At 32.3% G+C, this 17,121-nt stretch carries 16 protein-coding genes and 1 other annotated feature; of the genes, 7 read left to right on the forward strand and 9 right to left on the reverse strand.

The genetic code is table 11. The annotated features are described in order from the left end of the window. Positions 1-21: 21 nt before the first annotated feature. The 6 genes from QVO42_RS06340 to QVO42_RS06365 form a co-directional block, all read right to left on the reverse strand. Positions 22-342 carry a Fic family protein gene (locus QVO42_RS06340; RefSeq protein ID WP_022425308.1) on the reverse strand — a complete coding sequence of 107 codons (321 nt, stop codon included), beginning with the start codon at positions 340-342 and terminating at the stop codon, positions 22-24. Between the two features lie 65 nt (positions 343-407). Continuing rightward, complete coding sequence (locus QVO42_RS06345) at positions 408-716, reverse strand: hypothetical protein (protein WP_288163958.1); 309 nt, start codon at positions 714-716, stop codon at positions 408-410. A 68-nt stretch (positions 717-784) separates the two neighbouring features. Further along, positions 785-1,432, reverse strand: coding sequence for a YggS family pyridoxal phosphate-dependent enzyme (locus QVO42_RS06350; protein ID WP_006504461.1), 648 nt, complete (start codon positions 1,430-1,432; stop codon positions 785-787). A 20-nt stretch (positions 1,433-1,452) separates the two neighbouring features. Continuing rightward, entirely contained in the window at positions 1,453-2,034 is a 582-nt protein-coding gene (locus tag QVO42_RS06355; protein ID WP_022425310.1) for a DUF3793 family protein, read from the reverse strand. 1 nt (position 2,035) lies between these two features. Further along, positions 2,036-2,380 (reverse strand): class Ib ribonucleoside-diphosphate reductase assembly flavoprotein NrdI, encoded by a 345-nt coding sequence (gene nrdI / locus QVO42_RS06360; RefSeq protein ID WP_022425311.1) that lies wholly within the window; start codon positions 2,378-2,380, stop codon positions 2,036-2,038. Between the two features lie 407 nt (positions 2,381-2,787). After that, complete coding sequence (locus QVO42_RS06365; protein ID WP_022425312.1) at positions 2,788-3,672, reverse strand: hypothetical protein; 885 nt, start codon at positions 3,670-3,672, stop codon at positions 2,788-2,790. A 147-nt stretch (positions 3,673-3,819) separates the two neighbouring features. Here QVO42_RS06365 and QVO42_RS06370 point away from each other — a divergent pair, with 147 nt between their 5' ends. Further along, positions 3,820-4,224: a DUF6120 family protein gene (locus QVO42_RS06370; protein ID WP_022425313.1), complete on the forward strand. Its 405-nt coding sequence runs from the start codon at positions 3,820-3,822 to the stop codon at positions 4,222-4,224. A 62-nt stretch (positions 4,225-4,286) separates the two neighbouring features. On the opposite strand, the gene QVO42_RS06375 is transcribed toward QVO42_RS06370, so the two are convergent. Both QVO42_RS06375 and QVO42_RS06380 read right to left on the reverse strand, forming a co-directional pair. Further along, positions 4,287-6,653, reverse strand: a complete 2,367-nt coding sequence (locus QVO42_RS06375) for a ribonucleoside triphosphate reductase (RefSeq protein WP_022425314.1) — start codon at positions 6,651-6,653, stop codon at positions 4,287-4,289. A 4-nt stretch (positions 6,654-6,657) separates the two neighbouring features. Further along, positions 6,658-7,803 (reverse strand): anaerobic ribonucleoside-triphosphate reductase activating protein, encoded by a 1,146-nt coding sequence (locus QVO42_RS06380; RefSeq protein WP_022425315.1) that lies wholly within the window; start codon positions 7,801-7,803, stop codon positions 6,658-6,660. 243 nt (positions 7,804-8,046) lie between these two features. Between QVO42_RS06380 and QVO42_RS06385 the strand changes: the two genes are divergently transcribed. After that, the gene (locus tag QVO42_RS06385) at positions 8,047-9,498 is read left to right on the forward strand and encodes a helix-turn-helix domain-containing protein (RefSeq protein ID WP_022425316.1); all 1,452 of its coding nucleotides are present in this window, start codon (positions 8,047-8,049) and stop codon (positions 9,496-9,498) included. 4 nt (positions 9,499-9,502) lie between these two features. Beyond that, a complete protein-coding gene (locus QVO42_RS06390) occupies positions 9,503-10,885 on the forward strand; it encodes a hypothetical protein (RefSeq protein WP_022425317.1) in 1,383 nt (460 codons plus the stop codon). 24 nt (positions 10,886-10,909) lie between these two features. Here the strand turns inward: QVO42_RS06390 and metG are convergent, their stop codons facing one another. Then, a complete protein-coding gene (gene metG, locus QVO42_RS06395; RefSeq protein ID WP_022425318.1) occupies positions 10,910-12,838 on the reverse strand; it encodes a methionine--tRNA ligase in 1,929 nt (642 codons plus the stop codon). 33 nt (positions 12,839-12,871) lie between these two features. Continuing rightward, positions 12,872-13,062: a binding site (T-box leader), on the reverse strand. 355 nt (positions 13,063-13,417) lie between these two features. Between metG and QVO42_RS06400 the strand changes: the two genes are divergently transcribed. The 4 genes from QVO42_RS06400 to QVO42_RS06415 all read left to right on the forward strand — a co-directional run. Then, the gene (locus QVO42_RS06400) at positions 13,418-14,788 is read left to right on the forward strand and encodes an aldehyde dehydrogenase family protein (protein ID WP_022425319.1); all 1,371 of its coding nucleotides are present in this window, start codon (positions 13,418-13,420) and stop codon (positions 14,786-14,788) included. Between the two features lie 433 nt (positions 14,789-15,221). Further along, the gene (locus QVO42_RS06405; protein ID WP_022425321.1) at positions 15,222-16,013 is read left to right on the forward strand and encodes an Mrp/NBP35 family ATP-binding protein; all 792 of its coding nucleotides are present in this window, start codon (positions 15,222-15,224) and stop codon (positions 16,011-16,013) included. A 3-nt stretch (positions 16,014-16,016) separates the two neighbouring features. Next, positions 16,017-16,301, forward strand: coding sequence for a Dabb family protein (locus tag QVO42_RS06410; RefSeq protein ID WP_022425322.1), 285 nt, complete (start codon positions 16,017-16,019; stop codon positions 16,299-16,301). 95 nt (positions 16,302-16,396) lie between these two features. Then, on the forward strand, positions 16,397-17,121 hold a 725-nt coding region (locus tag QVO42_RS06415; RefSeq protein ID WP_288163967.1), incomplete at its 3' end, for a sugar phosphate nucleotidyltransferase.

Here is a 17,121-nt window from a genome sequence, read left to right on the forward strand (position 1 = left end):
TATGTCTTGACAACGGTCATTTCATAACAGTTTTTTAGATAACTTTTCTTTATTGTTCAACTTCTCTTCTAGATAATTCAATGAAAGAAAATAATTTCTTACTTCCTGTTCTGGCTTCAAATAATGTTTTCTTTCATCACTTTCAATGACTTCTTCTGCCTGTTTTTCAGACAAAGGATTTCCTTCAATCTTGTTTGAAGCATAAGAGCTTTTTTTCTTTGAATTTTTACGAAGTTTATTCAAAACGTTCTGTGATAATTCTACTAACGATATCTTATATCTGTTCAGTTCTATTTCTATAATTGAATTTAAAATATCATTAGTTATTGTCACCTTAATCATAAGAAGCCCTCCTTCTTTCTATAATTATACCTGCACAGAGAACTTTTTCACTATTTTTACACTATTTATTCACTATCACACTTTTCTATATCCTTAATATCAGGAATGAAACCTAATTTAAATACATCACTATAATACTCTCCATTACAACATTGAACAGTTCCATTAAACCCTTTTTCAGATAAAGTCTTCATTAGATCTTGTACCTGTTTTGCATCATCACCACTCATAGAACCATCAAAATACAACATTAACTCAATCTTTGTATCTTTATCACTTGTGAACTTATGATAATCTTTGATAAATCCTTTACGCTTATTACATTTTACACTCTGTACATCATATTTCATTGTGTCAGGAATCTTGTGAGTCATATAATAATCCACATTTCCCATTCTAAATACAAATCCCTAGAAACATAAGTTTCTAGGGATGTTTTTAATTATTCATCAAATAATGCATGACCGAGTCTTACCATTGTACTACCTTCTGCAACCGCAATAGGGAAGTCATGTGTCATACCCATTGATAGTTCAGTCAATTGATAGTTAGGATAAGATTCCTGTAGTTTAGTTAATAGATCTTTAGTTGCTTTAAAGTATTGTCTTGTTTCTTCTACTTCAATGTTAGGAGCCATCATCATTAATCCTCTAGGATTTAAATGAGGTTTATCTTTTAAGTAGTCCATAACTTCATTCATTTCTTCTTCATTAAAGCCATGTTTAGATTCTTCTTTCGCAATATTAACCTGTAATAAGATATCCATAACTAAATCATGTTTAGCTGCCTGTTTCTCTATTTCATCAATTAATCTATAGTTTGCGACAGAATGAATCATCTGCACTTTATCAATAATATACTTTACTTTATTGGTCTGTAATGTACCAATAAAATGCCATACACCTTTTCCATGGTAATCTTCATACTTCTTTAAGAAGTCCTGTACTTTATTTTCACCATAGATCATAACACCACATTCTTCTAGCTTTTCTACTTCTTTTTCATCAATATATTTAGTTGCTGCAACAAGCTTCGCTGGTTTAACAGCTTCTAATAATCTTTTGGTTTCTGTTTCATTTACTCTCATCATTTATAACCACCTCGAAAATATTATAATTCATTTAAGGTAAAAGAAAAAGGCTGATTATCAGCCTGATTAAGGATTTGTGACAAAGAATAGCCCTGCTCATAAAGGAGCATGAATTCTTTTTTACAACAGTCAAATTGTTTAAAGAGACTTTCTTTTTCACGTTTATTTTCATATACCTTCCAATAGCCACAACATTGACACTTCTTATGATGTACAAACCCCCATACATCAGCAAGTGGATAACCCAAAAATAACCCTATTTCGTGTGGATATTGACTCATCTCAAGACGTTTCTCTAGATGAGATAGAATATCATGATCAGGATAATCATATTGTTTCAGAAAGGATTGAATGTCTTTGTTAGTCATTAAGTATTTGAGTGAGGAAGGCAGATATACATATACTGTATAACGACCATGAGTATAAAAGAGATTTATTCGTAATCCTTGAAGGTTAAGAATCTGATCATAATATTCTACAAGTTCATGAACATCTGAATATCTATTATCAAGATGAAACATACTACCTAACTTACGCTTGATCAAGGTAGGTGTGCAATGCGTAAGAAGAAGATGTTCAAATTGATGATATCCTAAGGTCATATTAAAGTAACTCTTTGATGGCTTCTACATCTTCATCAGTACCATCATTTTCTACTTTGTAAAGACATGGAACATGATAGTCTTCACTGATTTTATCACCAGCTAAACAATATGCTTCACCATATCCTGTATCACCAGAAGCAATAACACCTTTAATAGATGGATTGTTTTCTAAGAAGTCTGATACTTCATAGGGAACATCTCCAAAGCCATCTGTATAAGTAAATAAGATATAATCTTCAGAGACTTTTTCTGTACCATCTTCAATATGTAATGCGTCTGTAATACCTAGTTTTCCAATTAATACTTCTACATTTCCAGTTCTTGATGCATAGACTACTTTCATTGTTGACCTCCTAGTTAGTTCTTACTAACTATCTATAGGTTAGCATATGCTAACTATATAATCAAGTGTTTTTGTAAAATAAAAAGACTGTTGAATTCAACAGCCTCATATTGCAAATAAAGTATACCAATAATAGAAGTAATCGTGATTGGTATTTCCCCGTGTATTAATTCTTTTTCTTATGCAGAAGATACATAGTTATTACAACTATAGCACAGGCAGTGTATATGCTAAAAAGCACATTATAAAATTCAAAATCCTGCCATGCATTAAATACATACATGAATATCTCTAAATTAATTAGAGTTAGTATATGACATCCATAGGTTACTAAAAAGAATAAAAATATTATCATCAATAATTTTTTAAATGTATTCATTCTATTTTCTCCTTATAATTCATTAAGATTATGAACAAGTCACAACGCCACCACTTTTTTCAGGATACCCTGTATGGCGAGATCTCTTTGTGAGTACTATTCCTGCAGAAGACATACCTCTAGATATACTAATTCCAAATCCTGTTGGTACTATAGATGATTTATGACTATATAGGTAACGCACATTAAAATATTTTAGTTTTCCACTTACTACTCCTGTCATAGAAAAAGATCCCTTATACAAATACGCATAGTATTGATCACCTTTTATTTTCAATGGAAATGACCATCCGTATGATCCAATAACATCTTGATTACCTTTCTTAACCGCTGACTTCGTCCATGTTTTTACACTCTTAGAGGATTTGAATTCCTTGTATTTTAATGAAGAAGTAACGGATGAAACTTCCTTAAAAATATGATTATTATCTGCTTCATATGCCATCGCAAAAGCATCATTTCCATAATCTTCAGGTGTTCCATTCCAGCTAAAGCTTACTGTTGCTTTTACAGTAGACAATCCTGTTTTCGCATCATAACTTAATATATTCTTCTTAACGCTAAACTTGATTTTTGAAGAGGCTTTTACAGTCATTTCTTGTGTTCCATCATAATTCTTTATCGCATCAATTTGAGAATTTGTATACTTATATCTTTTCAATTCCTCTCTTGATTTACCTTTTAATTCATAAATATGATTTTTTAAACAATCAATATCCTTTCCTGCTTTATTTGACTTCATTGCATTACTATGAGTTTCAGACAGCATGTATCTGGATTTAGTTATATTATATTCATTTTTTAAAAGAAGATATTGATTAATAACTGTATCATCTGAAGCAGACACTTCCGTATTAGCTAACGATACTGCACAAGCCATAACTAAAAAAGAAAGCACAATTAATTTTTTCATATATTAACACTCCATTTTTAACACAAATGTAAACGCTTACTACAATTAAATGCTATCATAGCAACTGTATCTTTGTCAACAAATGTAGTTTTCCTATATATTGTATAAAAATATATATTCATGATACTATTTCTATGGAGGAAGAGAATGACTTACAATAAAAACGTTAAAAAGTATATTAAACAATGTAAGTATCTATTTGCTTCTTATGGTAAATCTGAAAAAGAATATATAAGAAAACTCATAGATAATATTGATGATATTGATGATGGTTCTCATGATATGACATATGATGAGGTCGTAGAAAGACTTGGTACACCCAAGGAAGTGATTATTAGTTACTATGAGCAGGAAGGTATGGACAAACTGATTGAAAAAGCAAAGGTAAGAAGATTATTAAAGAATTTCTTATCAGTTGCGCTTGTTGTACTATTAGTATTCTTATGCTATAAAGCATATATCTACCAAAAGACTTTTGAAGAGGTAAGAGATTCAAAAGATGGGTATTTTGAAGAAACAATAGAAGTCAAAGAAGACTCTGAAATCGAATGATCTCACAGTCTTCTTTTTACTTTGAAAGAAATGGGCATCACTTTTAGTGATGCCCACTTTGGTTATGATCTTTCTTCTATATATTTTCTAATATTAGACACGTTCACATATTTCGCGTAACTCTTATCATTCGCAACGACAAGAGTAGGCGCCTGCATAACAGAGAATCTCTTTGTGAGATCTACTTGTTCTTCTGCATCTATTAATTCATAGTCTACATGTTCATCTTCTAATATCTTCTTAATAATACGACAGTTAGGACATGTTTTTGTTGTGAATAAATAAAGCTTTTCATTCTGTATAACAGGTTTTACCTGTTCTTCTTTGATTTTCTTCATATGTCTGCCACTTAGTACTGAGTGACCCATATCATATGTTTTACGTTCCTTGAATTCCTGTGCTTTACCTTCATTCCAGTTCTTAACTGGTCGATAGTAACCTGTAATACGGCTCCATACTTCTGTTGGTTTACCACATACAGGACATATAGGCTGTTCACCTACAAGATAACCATGATCTTCACAAATAGAGTAAGTAGGTGAAATTGTATAATAAGGAAGTTTATAATTTTCTGCAATCTTTCTTACGAGTGTTGCAGCACCTTTCCAGTCTGGTAACTTTTCACCTAAGAAGGCATGGAATACAGTACCTGATGTATAAAGAGTCTGTAATTCATCCTGAATATCTAAGGCAGTAAATAAATCATCTGTATAACCTACTGGTAAATGAGATGAGTTTGTATAGTAAGGTGTATTACCCTCTTTAGTGGCAGTAATGATATCTGGATATTTTTTCTTATCATGTTTTGCAAGACGATAAGATGTAGATTCTGCAGGTGTTGCTTCTAGGTTATATAAGTCACCATATTCTTCCTGATAGATCACTAATCTTTCACGCATATGGTTTAATACATCCTTCGCAAATTCCTGTGCATCTGTATGTGTTAAGTCTTCTTTAAGCCAGTTCGCATTGAGTGTAGCTTCATTCATACCTACTAAGCCAATAGTAGAGAAATGATTCTTAAATGAACCTAAATAACGTTTTGTATAAGGGTAGAGACCTTCTTCTAATAACTTACTAATAACATCTCTTTTTACCTTTAATGATCTTGCTGCCAGATCCATTAAGTGATCTAATCTTTCATAGAACTCATGCTCATTATGAGATAAATAAGCAATACGTGGAAGGTTAATAGTAACGACACCGACTGATCCTGTTGATTCACCTGAACCAAAGAATCCTCCACTCTTTCTTCTTAATTCTCTTAAGTCAAGTCTTAATCGACAACACATTGATCTGACATCACTTGGTTCCATATCTGAATTAATATAGTTAGAGAAATAGGGTGTACCAAACTTTGCAGTCATTTCAAATAATAGTTTATTATTTTCTGTTTCAGACCAATCAAAATCCTTTGTGATAGAGTAAGTAGGAATAGGGTACTGGAATCCACGACCATTCGCATCACCTTCAATCATGACTTCAATAAAGGCTTTATTGATCATGTCCATTTCTTTCTGACAATCCTTATAACGGAAGTCCATTTCTTTTCCACCAACTATCGCATTCAATTCAGCTAAATCATTTGGTACTGTCCAGTCTAAAGTAATATTAGAGAAAGGAGCCTGTGTTCCCCAGCGTGAAGGTGTATTGACACCATAAATAAATGATTCAATGCATTTCTTAACTTGATCATAAGGAAGATTATCTACCTTTACAAATGGTGCTAAGTAAGTATCAAAAGAAGAGAAAGCCTGAGCACCTGCCCATTCATTCTGCATAATACCTAAGAAGTTCACCATCTGGTTACATAATGACGCAAGATGTTTAGCTGGCTTAGATGTAATCTTACCTGGAATGCCTCCTAAACCTTCCTGAATCAATTGTTTTAAAGACCATCCTGCACAATAACCTGTCAACATACTTAAATCATGAATATGGAAATCACCATCTCTATGTGCATCTGCAATCTCCTGATCATATATTTCAGATAACCAATAATTTGCAGTAATTGCACCACTGTTACTTAGAATCAACCCACCAACAGAATAAGTGACAGTAGAATTCTCTTTTACTCTCCAGTCAGTCGCATTCACATAACTATTCACTAAATCCTTATAATCAAGAATCGTAGACTTCATATTTCTTACTTTCTCTCTCTGTTTACGATAAAGAATATAAGACTTCGCCACATCACTATAACCTGCCTGTGATAAGATATCCTCTACACTATCCTGGATATCTTCTACTGCAATCTTATGATCCTTGATCTTCTTTTCAAAATCACTTGTAACCTTTAATGCAAGCATATCAATCACACTTGGATGATATTCTTTCTTTAATGAAATAAATGCTTTTTCAATCGCACGGGTTATCTTCTTTAAATCAAATTCTGTAATCTTACCATCTCTTTTAATGACCTGGTACATATTATCATATCCTTTCTTCTATCCCTCTGATTTCACATTCATCAACATATTCTTCTAAAATCTTTTTATAACTCTGAAGTGTTTCTAATGAGCATGCATGTAAACCTTCTTGAATCACATTCTCATTATCTTCAAAGTTTTGAAGATAATAACGCTTAGCACCTTTGATCCATTCTCCAATTAGTCTCATATCATTTTCTGTATGAAATTCTTTAATAATTGTCGTTCTGAATTCATAATCCACATGATTTTCTAATAAATATTGGACTGTTGTCTTAATAGAATCAAGACGATAACCTTCTAAACCAATTGTCTTATTGTATTTCTTAGGCGCATTCTTGATATCTACTGCTACATAGTCAACAAGGCCTTCTTCTACTAATTCTTTTAACTTATTAGGAAAAGATCCATTTGTATCTAATTTAATAGAGTATCCCATATCCTTGATCACTCTTAAGAAATCCACAATACCAGCCTGTAATAAAGGTTCTCCACCTGTAATACATACACCCTCTAATATGTTCTTTCTCTTTTCTAAGAATTCAAGAACATCTTCCTGTTCAATCTCTACCATATTTTCTGGTAAGAAGACTAAATCAGAATTATGACAGAAAGGACATTTAAAGTTACATCCTCCAGTAAATAGAGTACATGCCATTTTTCCTGGATAATCTAGAAGAGTGAGCTTTTGAAAACCAAAAATACGGAAATGGTTTTGGTATGTTGGTTCTTCTATTGCTTTCTTAACTAAAAGATGCATTGTCTTTTCTAATTGATCTACTTCTTCTAAAGTCAAATCAGATGTTAAATGAGACCACCAGTCTTTTCTCGCAAGATACATTTCTGTAATCACATCTTTCGCTTTAGGTGTTGTTTTAAGTATCTTAGAACGTTTATCTAGATTATTCTCTTCTATACGAATATAACCCGCATCATGTAATTTAGATACACTCTTTGTGATTGTACCTTTATCTACAGAACCACTAGAAGACAATTCCTTCATAGTAATACCAGGATGTTCATGAATCATCATTAGATTCACAACCTGTCCATAACCTATATCATATTTCTTTAATCTATTATCATAATATTTAATAGCTGCACGATATAGTAATGCATTATCACTCATGAAGTTCTCTTTCTTATCCATCTCTCTCACCTCTTTAGTTGACTATCTAACCATATTAAGTCTAGCACCAAAAGAGAGCGTATGCAATTGTTGTGAAAATGTTTGCACATTATCATCTCCTATACATAGTATATACTAGTCAAATAAATAATGTATTAAAGTTATATGTGATAAAGCCTATATCAAGGAGTTAATAAAAAATATTTGATTATATCTTAGCTAAATAGTTCCGTGATATAATTATGAGTAAGGGAGGATATAACTATGTCTCTATCAGAACTATTATCGTTTTATATTAATAAGAAGAAAACGAATATGACACACTTTGCACAATACTTAGGAATAGATCGTTCTACCTTACACAAGATTATTAAAGGTCAAAGACCTGCAACAAGTGAAGCATTAGTCAATAAAATGGCACAATATCTATGTTTAAGTCAGGAAGAAACAAAACAGATATTAGAAGCTTATGAAATTGATACGATAGGTGCTTTTATATTCTATCGTCGTAAACATATCCAGGATTTCTTTAAGGAAGCAGATCATGTATTAGATCATCATTATCACATAACAGAACAGGTACAAGATGATCAGACTCTTGTAGATGATGTCTATACAGGAAGAATTAATGTAGAACATATACTCTATACTTTATATTCTTATGAATTAAAAGAAGAAGAAGAACCTCATGTAAGAATTATGGAACAGCCTTATGAGATGTCTATTATATTTGATTCTTTTAATCATATTTCAGCAGAAATGCCTATGACTCATTTATTCTATCTAGATAACTCTCAGAAACAGACAAAGAATAATGAATTCTATAACTTAAAGTGTTTAAATAATCTATTACCTGTTATTTTACGTAATAAGAACTATACACCTTATTACTACTACAGTAATGTTTCTATCATGAATGAACATAATGTATTCTACCCTAATGTAATGATTACAACACATTATGTGTTTACCTATACAAATGATCATAGTCAGGGAATACTTTATAAACTTCCACAGATTGTGAATGCCTATAAAGAAAAATTTGATGCTTATTTAAAAGAAGCAGAGTGTTTTATGACACGTGATTCATGGACAAACTATCTTGCAGACACGCAGACATTCTTTAATACTCATGTTATTACACAGGAGATCATGACAACACCATGTCCTACTTATGTGTTTGAAGAGAACGATTTATCCATTATGCGTAAGGCATTAAAAGACTTCTTTCCTAATAAAGAGGAGTTTATTAAAGACTTCCAAAAATTTGGATATTATTGGAATGAGGTATTCTATCCTCAACATTCTGATATATTCCATATTATCTATACAGTACAAGGTTTATACTATACAGCTAAAACAGGGTATCTCCATGATATACCACCAGAACTCTTTAACCCTCTTTCTTTAGAAGATAGACTCACATTACTTAGAAAGTGGAGAGAATTCTGTATAAAGCATCCTTATGTCATGATGGCAGATATGCCTTATCTTTCTGAAACATCTACAACATACTTCCAGTTAACTAATCAATCATTCCATATAATTGCATCCGATTCAACTGGCACCCTCGCAAATATCTCTATTAAAGAAGTCACACTTGTAGAAGCATTTAATGATTTTGTTGAAAATGTAGTGAAGAAGAATGCTTATAGTAAAGAAGATGAAATCAAACTGATTGATGAATGTATAAAAATGATTGAAATGGAGATGTAGTACTATGTATGTTTCTCAATTATTATCTGAATATATCAAGACTAAGAAAATCAATATCAAGAAGTGTGCAGAATACTTCCAGATAGACCGTTCTACTCTTTATAAGATTATTAGAGGAGAACGTAAAATACCAAATCGTGATTTTATCCAGCAGATCAGTCAGTATCTCTATCTTACTAATGATGAAAAGAAAGAATTACTAAATGCCTATGAAATAGATAGAATAGGAGAGTTCCGTTATTATTGTCGTCAGCATGTAAGTTCATTTTTAAAAGAAGCCACATTACTTGATAACCGTTCTTTTATAATATCTGATACTTTAGACCCTATTTTAAAAACAGGACACTACACTAATAAATATGATGTAGAACACCTCTTATATGAACTATCTCTCTTAGAAAGCAAAGAAAAAGACCCTCATATAAGGATCTTTGGTCAGCCTACTCATGCACTCTATCTATTAAGAATAGTCTCTTCTCATATACCTATTACTCATTTATTCTGCTTAAATAATACAAATGAACTAACGAAAGATAACCAGTTCTATAACTTAAGTGTTCTTACAAACATCATGCCTTTAATTTTTAATAATGATCACTACAGTCCATATTATTACTATAATGAGATTAATGCGATTAATAACCATCTTTGTTTCTTTCCTAATATGATTCTTACTACTAAATATCTTCTTATTTATACAGCAGATCATTCAAGTGGTATTCTTTATGAAAAAGGAGAAACATATGATGCGTATGAAATACTATTTAATCAATATTTAAAGGAAACAAAGTGTTTAATCACTAATAAAGATGATAAAAATGATGTGATAGAAGATTTCAATTGTATTCTCTATGCACCTCCTATTGGTGCAGTCTATCAAGAGGACGATCCATTTCCAGTTTTTTTAGAAGATAATGATTTTGTGGAATCGTTCAAGAAACATTCAATGTATTTAAAACAGTTTGTGAAGCATAATAAAGATCATCTATCAGGACTCTATACCTTGCAGGGATTAAGACATTTTGTGGATACTGGTTATACAATTGATTTCCCACAGCCATTCTATCAACCACTAACAATCAATGATAGAACCAAGATATTACGCAGACTAAAGAACTTTATAAATACCTACTCTATAAACCTTGTAGATGTACCTGAATATGATAATATGTCTTTCTCAGTTATAGTCATGAACATGAACACACTCTATTTCCAAATTGTATCAGCCAGTGGCACTATCAAAACAATACAGCTTCATGAAGCAAGTCTTGTAATGGCCTTTAATGACTATTATCAATATATACTAGAAGAAAGATCGTTAAGTAAAGAAGACGCATTTAAAATCATTGATAGCTATATTTCACAATTAGACATGTTAAAAGAGTGAACCAAAAAGTTCACTCTTTTCATGTTAGCTGATTTTTGTACCTGCTGGTAAATCTGTTTCTAATACTTTAATAGATTTCTTAGTGCCACCTGCAAGGATCATACCCTGAGATTCTACACCTCTTAATTTAGCTGATTTTAAGTTCTTTACAACAATTACCTTCTTACCAGGCATATCTTCTGGTGAATAGCTATCTGCGATACCTGAAACAATCTGTCTTACTTCTCCACCAATATCAATCTGTGATACAAGAAGACGATCTGCTTTAGGATGCTTTTCACATTTCTTTACTTCACCAACAACTAATTCTACCTTAGCGAAATCATCAATAGTGATTTCAGGTGTTTCATCCTTCTTTTCTGGAACAACTGGCTTAGCAGGAGTTAACTTTTCTACCTGTTTAGCTACTTCTTTAGGATCTAATCTTGCGAATAATACTTCTGGGTGATCAGTCACTTTAGTACCTGATTTATATGAACCAAAAGTATCTAACTTCATCATATCTCTTTCATCTGTGTTGATCATATCTAAGATTTTCTTAGATGTACCAGGAATGAATGGTTCTAATGCGATAGCTGAGAATCTGATAGCTTCTACTAAGTTATAAAGTACTGTCGCAAGACGATCTTTCTTAGTTTCATCCTTAGCAAGAGCCCAAGGCATAGTATCATCAATATACTTATTAGTACGTCTTAATAATACATAGATTTCATCCAACGCCTTAGCAAGCTTGAATTCATTTTCTAACTTAATAGTCTTTCCTGGCATTGCGAGTGCGATTGATTTTAATTCATCATCTACTGGTCCACATACATTTGTATTAGTGACAACACCATCAAAGTATTTATTACACATAGCGATTGTTCTGTTTACTAAGTTACCTAAGATATTAGCAAGATCACTATTAATACGTTCTACTAATAAATCCCAAGTAATTGAACCATCGTTATCATATGGAATTTCATGTAATAAGTAGTATCTTACAGCATCTACACCAAATAGGTCTACTAAGTCATCCGCATAAATAACATTACCTAAATGTTTAGACATCTTAGAATCACCCATTAATAACCAAGGATGACCAAATACCTGTTTTGGTAAAGGTAAATCTAATGCCATTAAGATGATTGGCCAATAAATAGTATGGAATCTAACGATATCCTTACCAATAACATGTACATCTGCAGGCCAATATCTATCAAATAATGGATCACTATGACCATCTAAATCATAACCTAAACCAGTAATATAGTTAACTAATGCATCAATCCATACATATACAACATGCTTTGGATCGAAGTCTACAGGGATTGACCAAGTAAATGATGTTCTTGATACACATAAATCCTGTAAACCTGGTTTTAAGAAGTTATTGACCATTTCATTCTTTCTTGATTCTGGCTGAATAAATTCTGGATGATCATTATAATACTGCATTAAACGATCCTGATATTTAGATAATTTAAAGAAGTATGCTTCTTCTTTAGCATCATGCACTTCTCCACCACAGTCAGGACATTTACCATCTACTAACTGAGATTCTGTAAAGAATGATTCACATGCAGTACAGTATTTACCTTCATAATGACCTAAATAAATATCACCTTTGTCATGTAACTTCTTGAAGATCTTCTGTACCTGTTTTTCATGATATTCATCTGTAGTACGGATGAACTTATCATAAGTGACATCCATCATATCCCAGATACGTTTTACTTCTCCAGCAACTTTATCTACATATTCCTTTGGTTCAATTCCAGCTTCTTTAGCCTTTAATTCAATTTTCTGTCCGTGTTCATCTGTACCTGTCTGAAAACGTACATTATAGCCCTGCTGTCTCTTAGCACGGCAGATTGCATCACTTAATACAATTTCATAAGTATTACCGATATGAGGTTTACCTGAAGTATAAGTAATTGCGGTTGTTAAATAGAAATCTTTTGGATCTTTCATATTTTCCCTCCTGAAAATAAAAAAACGTCCTTAATAAAGGACGAAATTATCGCGGTACCACCTTTTTTACACTTACGTGTCACTCAATCTCTTAACGCGAGTTACGGTTATCCCTATTAGAGATAACAGCTCCCAGACCATCTTTCTAAAGCTTCACACTTATTTACACCAGCCATAAGTTCTCTATGCATTTCACTTTAGTCTCTTCTGTTCATTGCTTTTACTTTAAAACTTTAACAAATTTCTACAACCTTGTCAATGATAGGGTTGAAAGTCCTCACATTAAGATGTTCACTTTCAAAAGTTGAATATTTTTAAAGTTTTGAAACCGTAAGAACAAAGTGCACGTTTTAAGTGATTTTGTATTCTAGTTGACACACCGGGGAATTCTATAAATCTACATAATAAAAACTATCTTGAGTGCCATTACAATCCCAAAATAAACACATAAATTTCTTATCTTATTCACATTAAATTCACGTATTATATCTAGTATGTTTTTTGAATTATGTGAATTATATTCGTCTGTTGTATTAAAATGTGAAAGGTACTAGAATACTAAAGAAGGAAGTGATAGATATGGATTTAGAAAAGATTTTTAATGACCAAAAAACGTATTATGACACATTAATGACTAGAGATGTAAGTTTAAGAATAGATGCAATAAAACGTGTTAAGCTATGGATTAAAGACCATATGGACTTAATAGAAGATGCTTTAGAGAAAGATTTAGGTAAATCTAGAGGAGAATCCTATATGACAGAAATAGGACTCACTCTTGAAGCCTGTACATATACATTAAAGAATATTAAGAAATGGGTAAAGAAGGAAAAGGTAAAGACACCTCTTCATCAGTTCTTTTCTCGTTCTTATACGATTTATGAACCTTATGGTGTAACACTCATTATTTCTCCTTGGAACTATCCATTCCTACTTGCGATAGAACCACTTATTGGTACTATTGCAGCAGGTAACTGTGCAATAGTGAAACCAAGTGAACAGACACCACATACTTCCGCTATTGTAGCGCAGCTCATTGATACATGTTTTGATAAAGGACATGCCTATTGTGCTGAGGGTGGCTTAGAGGTTTCTAAGGAACTTGTTGATTTACCTTTTGATTATATTTTCTTTACTGGTGGTAAGAAAGCAGGAAAAGAAATCTATATGAAGGCGGCAGAAACATTAACACCTGTCACATTAGAATTAGGTGGTAAGTCTCCTGCTATTTTAACTGATATGATTCCTATGGAGATTGCAGCAAAACGTATTATATTTGGTAAGTTCTTGAATGCTGGTCAGACTTGTATTGCGCCTGATTATATATTAATTAAGGATAGTATGAAAGCAGCCTTTATTGATTATGCTTCTGAATATATTAAGAAATTCTTTGGTGAACATCCATTAGAAAGTGAAAACTTATGTAAGATTATCAATAAAGATCAATTTGATCGTTTAAAGAAGCTCTTAGAGAATCAGGATATTCTTATTGGTGGAGAAGTGGATGAAGAACATTTAAAGATTGCACCTACTATTGTGAATGATGTAGATTTTGATAATCCTTTAATGGAAGAAGAAATCTTCGGACCTATTCTTCCACTCGTAGAATACAATAGAATTGAAGAAGCGATTCAATATATCAATAGTCATGATAAGCCTCTTGCCCTCTATTTATTCTCTAATGACTCATATCATGCCAATAAGATTTTAGATTTATGTAGCTTTGGTGATGCATGTATTAATGATACAGTGAGTCATTTTGCGACTAATACACTCCCATTTGGTGGTGTAGGTGCAAGTGGTATTGGTTATTATCATGGTAAGTTTACTTTTGAGACATTCTCTCATCGTCGTTCTGTATTACATAAGAGTACACGTATTGATTTACCATTTAGATATTATCCACTCACTGATGATAAAATGAAGTGGATCAAACGTTTCTTAAAGTAATACTTACGAACACTTAATGTGAGTGTGATTTCTTCTTAACCCTTTCTTTACTATACTGAGTATAGAAAAAGAAAGGGTGATGGACATGAAGTACAATTTGTATTGGTTAGGTTCAAAATTAGTTGCTGTTATGATTATAGGAACTATACTTCTATCTGCCACTCATTGATTGTAAGCTAGAGATTCATTTCTCTAGTTTTTTTTACTTAATATTCATATATTCTTCTCCTTGTGATGATATTTGTATATCTCTTATTATTCTAAACTAAGTATATAAAAGGAGACGGAACAATGAGATACGAAATTGCTTGGGCAGTATCTAAGATTATTTGTGTGTTAATCTTATTTGCCATCACCATGTATGCTGGTTATTCAATTCGTTAATCAGCGTTTTTGTTTTATTTCATGTATAATAAGACATGAGGTGAATAAAATGGGTGAATATGATAAGTATTTTAATAAAGATCTTCATAAAGATTTAAATAAGAATTCCCATATTAAACATGTTATTGCAGTTACAAGTGGTAAGGGTGGTGTAGGTAAGAGTTTAATGACATCACTACTTGCAGTCATGATGAACCGTATTGGGTATAATGTAGGTATTCTAGATGCGGATATTACAGGACCTTCTATTCCGCAGGCTTTTGGTCTAACTGAGAAACTTTATGGAAATGATAAGGGTATTATTCCTGCTGAAACACGTACAGGTATTAAGATTGTTTCTTTAAACTTAATGTTGGATAATCCTACTGATCCTGTTGTATGGAGAGGAAGCTTAATATCTAATACAGTGACTCAGTTCTGGACTGATGTCTATTGGGGTGAATTAGATTATTTATTTGTCGATATGCCTCCAGGAACTGGAGATGTTCCTCTTACAGTCTTCCAATCTCTTCCTGTAGATGGTATTATTACGGTGTCTTCACCACAGGAACTTGTCAGCATGGTTGTAGAGAAATCAGTGAATATGGCACAAATGATGAATATTCCTATTTTAGGTCTTGTTGAGAATATGAGTTACTATATCTGTCCTGATTGTGGAAATAAACATTATTTATTTGGTGAGAGTCATATAGATGAAATTGCGAAGAAGTTTGATATTTCTACTGTATGTCGTTTACCAATGGATCCTGCAATTACTAAAGTCGTAGATGCAGGGCTTATTGAAACAATTACACAGATGGAACTTATGCCTATAGTGAATGAATTAATGAAGGAGGACTAATAAATGATTCAGCACGTTGTTGTATGGAAATTTAAAGAAAGTACAGAAGATCTACAGAATCAGTTTGTAGAAGGATTAAAGGGACTTGTAGGACAGATTGATGGTATCCGTTCTTTACATGTTGGAAGAAATGAAAACCCTAATGAAACATATGATGTTTCATTAGTTATGGAATTTGATAATATGGAAGATCTATCAAGCTATGCAAATGATCCTAGACATTTAGCTGTTGCGAAAATCGCAAAGGAAAATGCTGAAGTAAGAGCTTGTGTAGACTTCACTATCTAATATAACTCAGGAATTATCCTGAGTTTTTTTAATTACATATCTATTACATAACTTTCGTTGTATAATATAGTTATCATGTTTGACGGAGGATTATTATGAATACAGCTTTAGTAATTATGGCTGCTGGTATTGGTTCACGTTTTGGTGGAGGAATCAAGCAGTTAGAACCAGTTGGACCTAATGGTGAAATTATTATGGATTATTCAATCCATGATGCCATTGCCGCTGGTTTCAACAAAATTATCTTTATTATCCGTAAGGATATTGAAGAAGACTTCAGAGAAGTTATAGGGAATCATATTGAAGAAGTCGCTAAGAAGTATGATGTAGAAATTGCTTATGCATTTCAGGATTTAAAGGCATTACCAGAAGGAATTGAATGTCCTGAAGGACGTACTAAGCCTTGGGGTACTGGACAGGCAGTACTTGCTTGTGATGGTTTAATTAATGAACCATTCGCAGTTATTAATGCAGATGACTATTATGGTAAGGAAGCATTTGTACAGATTCATGATTTCTTATTAGACTATACACCTGAAAAGCCAGATCATCTTGCCATGGCAGGATTTATCTTAAAGAATACTTTAAGTGATAATGGTGGTGTAACAAGAGGTATCTGTGCAGTGAATGAAGAAGGATACTTAACTGATGTAGAAGAAACTAAGAATATTGAAAAAACTTCTACTGGTGCACGTGTAGGAGATAAAGAAATTGATCCTAACGTAAATGTATCTATGAATTTCTGGGGATTAACTCCTGAATTCGTAAATACTTTAAAAGATGGTTTTGTAGAATTCTTTGAAAACATCAAGGATCCACT

The sequence above is a fragment of the Catenibacterium sp. CAG:290 genome, from assembly GCF_000437715.1.
In the GTDB taxonomy this organism is placed as follows: Bacteria; Bacillota_I; Bacilli_A; order Erysipelotrichales; family Coprobacillaceae; genus Catenibacterium; species Catenibacterium mitsuoka_A.